Raw genomic sequence first — 3,117 nt, 5'->3', positions numbered from 1 at the left:
CGATGAAAAAGAGATTATTGAACCTGCAAGATTACAAAAAGCTTAAGGGGTGAACCAGGTTATTTTGCAGGGCTGCCAATGATTGATATTGAACAGAATTCTCTTGTGATAAATTACCTGGTGAAGCCAGAGATTCGGATTGACACGGTAGCACATTCTAAAAAGTACTCTTAGTCTTTCCTGCTTGGAAAGGAAAGAATATCTGCTATAATTAGAACAAAAGGCAATATGTTTATAAATTGCCAATTGTTCTAAAAGTGAGTTGATCGATTTGAAAGACGAGACCTGGTCCTCAAAGCGTAGTGGTAAGAGAATAAGTTCAGAGCTTAAAGATAGGGACTCCTTCACTACTGAGGAGCTCAAGCCATTTCTTACTCTTCCAGGAGAAGAGATAAGCCCGGTTACTATCCGTACCAGACTGAATGCTCTGAAAAGGCGTGGAGTCATAACCCCTGTCGGGCGTGGTCTGTACACTCTCAAAAAGCTGTACGATTATACGCCAGAGATAGACCAAACTCTTAGAAAAGTATATCTCGAGCTAAGGAAACGGCTGCCGCTAACGAGAATATGTGTCTGGAGGCCTTCCTGGTTGAACGAGTTTGCACTTCATATAGCCTTTATGCAGACCATAGTTGTTGAATCGGAAAGAGAAACTGAAAGGGCCGTCTTTGAAGTGCTTCAGGAATCGTTGGAGAAGAACTCCTCTCTTACCGGAACTCTGCTACTCCTAAATCCCTCTGCCGAAGATATCGATCTGTATGTTTCAGGTCAGTCTCCCGCAATAGTTGTCGGAAGACTCATCACTGAAGCACCGGTAAGGGAGAGTGATGGAGTCATCGTACCGAGGCTCGAAAAAATGCTTGTGGATTTATTCTCAGGGGGGCCCGTTCTTGAGCCTTTTGGTGGTGTCGAAATGGACAGAGTTTTCAGAAATGCCTTCAATACATACGCTCTGAACGTAAATACCATCATAAGATATGCCACAAGGAGAGGTAAAAAACAGGAAATGTCTGACTACCTTACCTCAAAGAAGCTGACAGGTTACAGGGAGGTATTGGATGATCTCCGATAGTTGTTTGACCAGGGAGTATCTTGAGGCTAAACGAGTTAAGCTGGGTTGTGACCAGATACTGCTAGAAAAGACGATTAAGGGTCTTCAGCTTCTGGAGTTGCTGATAATCAACGGTGTGGATCTAACGTTCAAAGGAGGAACTTCCCTAATCCTGCTCTTGGATAGAATTCAGCGTTTATCCATTGATATAGATATCATTGTTGAGCCTGAAGCAGACTTCAGCACTGCTTTGGACAAAGTCGTTTCGACCGGTAAGTTCTTTCGCTATGAAGAGGATATCGAAAGACTGTCTTTCCCGTGAGGCATTATAAGTTCTATTATGACTCGATCAACCCCAGTCAGAAGAACGCATATATTCTACTAGATGTCTTGTATGAGAGACCTATGCACACCGAGTTAATTTCGACACCAATCAGAAGCTCGATATTTCAGACTGAGGACCCGGTGACCAATGTAAGAACACCTTCTATAGATGCGATAATTGGGGACAAGATAACGGCTTTTGCACCCAACACTATAGGAATTCCTTACGGTTCGCAAAAAGGAATGGAGATCTGCAAGCAGCTCTTCGATATTGCAACGCTCTTTGATTATCACAAAAACACTAGAACTGTAAGGGATACGTTTAAGAGAATCGCCTTAACTGAGGCTCATTACCGCGGAATAGAGTCTCTAGCTCCAGAGGATATTCTGAAGGACGTATTTGAGACGGCACTCCTAATTGGCGCCAGGGGAAAGAGAGAGCCAGATCATTACGGAGAACTGGATTCAGGAAGATCGAGTCTGTCGTCACATATTCTTGGTTTCAACTACAAACAGACAAAATTCTTTTCCGATGCCGCTAAAGTGGCTTATCTATCTGCTTGTTTGCTCGGGGAAAGTGATGCCCTGTTCAGGTGGTCCGGTGATGAGCTCTTCGTAAGGATTACCGACGAGTCGTTTACATTTCTAAACAAATTATCCGCGGTGAGTCCTGAGGCCTACGCATACTTCAGCAAAGCTATAGAGCAGATCGGCAATTCTACCAGACAATGAGTGTCACCGAGATTTTATTCAGGTTGGTTGCAAAACGGGCGTGCCAATAGCAACCTGTCCTCTAGGAATGGCAGTTTCCACTATTGCTGTAACGGCTTTACCACCAATCGGTTGAGTGACCCGTAGCCATTCAAATAGTGAGCCTGACAGTTTTGACCTAAAGCAGGAGATCATATGTTTTCGTGTTATACTCAATACACACATAGTGTGTATAAGGCGGTGATCGCATGAAAGATATTCAGGAAACGAAAGAGAGACACAATATCATGATGACGCCTTCTTCATGGAAGGTTCTGAAGGAGCTAGGTCGTGTACAGGGCAAAAGCGCCAGTGAAATCATTGAGACGGCTCTATGGAATCTCATAAAGACCGAAGGCTACAACTCTCTGTACTTCAAGATAATGGCTAACGCCGAACCATGCGACCCCGAAGAGAATGAGGAACTCACAAGGATACTGGATCAGATGACGGAAGAGGATCTGGAAATCGTCGATAGCTATGAGTTACCGGATTAGCTTCACGAGAGTGGGCAAACGGCAACATGAAGAGCTCAATACCGCGGTCAAGAATAGAATAGACAAAAGCTTCCAACAGCTTGTAGATTACTACGACGGAAAGGCGATGGAGAAACCGGACGTTAAAAGTCTTTCGGGTAAATACTACGGACTACTTCGATTGAGGGTCGGTGATTACAGAGTCATTTTCCAGGTGCGAGGAGATGAGTTTGTAATTCTTGTGGTTCAGATAATCAAGCGCGGAGATGCATATAGATAAGAGAAGTTTCTATAGATCCCTTTCTGTGATCAAAAAACCAAATCTGCTATCATTCTAATGTTAGCTTCTATTTTCAATGGAATCCTTTTCACAGGGGACTTGCTTCAGGACTTGCGGGAACGCGATGTTCCAATTTGTGCAGTTTTAGTACATACAAACTCTAAAATATAAATTTGTGTTAAATAGGGTCAGACTCCTATTTATGATTTGGCGCAGAGGTTTGTTGAATTCCGTTT

General features: G+C 43.5%; 5 protein-coding genes. All 5 read left to right on the top strand.

Annotation, left to right across the window (positions count from 1 at the left end):
* Positions 1 to 271: 271 nt before the first annotated feature.
* The 5 genes from B3N33_RS03460 (at position 272) to B3N33_RS03440 (ending at position 2,881) form a co-directional block, all read left to right on the top strand.
* Positions 272 to 1,072 carry a DUF6577 family protein gene (locus B3N33_RS03460; RefSeq protein WP_292592182.1) on the top strand — a complete coding sequence of 267 codons (801 nt, stop codon included), beginning with the start codon at positions 272 to 274 and terminating at the stop codon, positions 1,070 to 1,072.
* Positions 1,059 to 1,373, top strand: a complete 315-nt coding sequence (locus tag B3N33_RS03455; RefSeq protein ID WP_292592181.1) for a nucleotidyl transferase AbiEii/AbiGii toxin family protein — start codon at positions 1,059 to 1,061, stop codon at positions 1,371 to 1,373. Before B3N33_RS03460 ends, B3N33_RS03455 begins: the two co-directional genes overlap by 14 nt.
* Positions 1,370 to 2,107, top strand: a complete 738-nt coding sequence (locus tag B3N33_RS03450) for a nucleotidyl transferase AbiEii/AbiGii toxin family protein (protein ID WP_292592180.1) — start codon at positions 1,370 to 1,372, stop codon at positions 2,105 to 2,107. The genes B3N33_RS03455 and B3N33_RS03450 overlap by 4 nt, the downstream gene beginning before the upstream one ends.
* A 227-nt stretch (positions 2,108 to 2,334) precedes the next feature.
* The gene (locus B3N33_RS03445; protein ID WP_292592179.1) at positions 2,335 to 2,622 is read left to right on the top strand and encodes a hypothetical protein; all 288 of its coding nucleotides are present in this window, start codon (positions 2,335 to 2,337) and stop codon (positions 2,620 to 2,622) included.
* The gene (locus B3N33_RS03440) at positions 2,606 to 2,881 is read left to right on the top strand and encodes a type II toxin-antitoxin system RelE family toxin (protein WP_292590521.1); all 276 of its coding nucleotides are present in this window, start codon (positions 2,606 to 2,608) and stop codon (positions 2,879 to 2,881) included. Before B3N33_RS03445 ends, B3N33_RS03440 begins: the two co-directional genes overlap by 17 nt.
* Positions 2,882 to 3,117: the final 236 nt, after the last annotated feature.

This window comes from Mesotoga sp. UBA5825 (assembly GCF_002432955.1).
Lineage (GTDB): Bacteria > Thermotogota > Thermotogae > Petrotogales > Kosmotogaceae > Mesotoga.
Note: the sequence above shows the minus strand (reverse complement) of the source record. Positions and strands in the feature narration are given on the sequence as shown.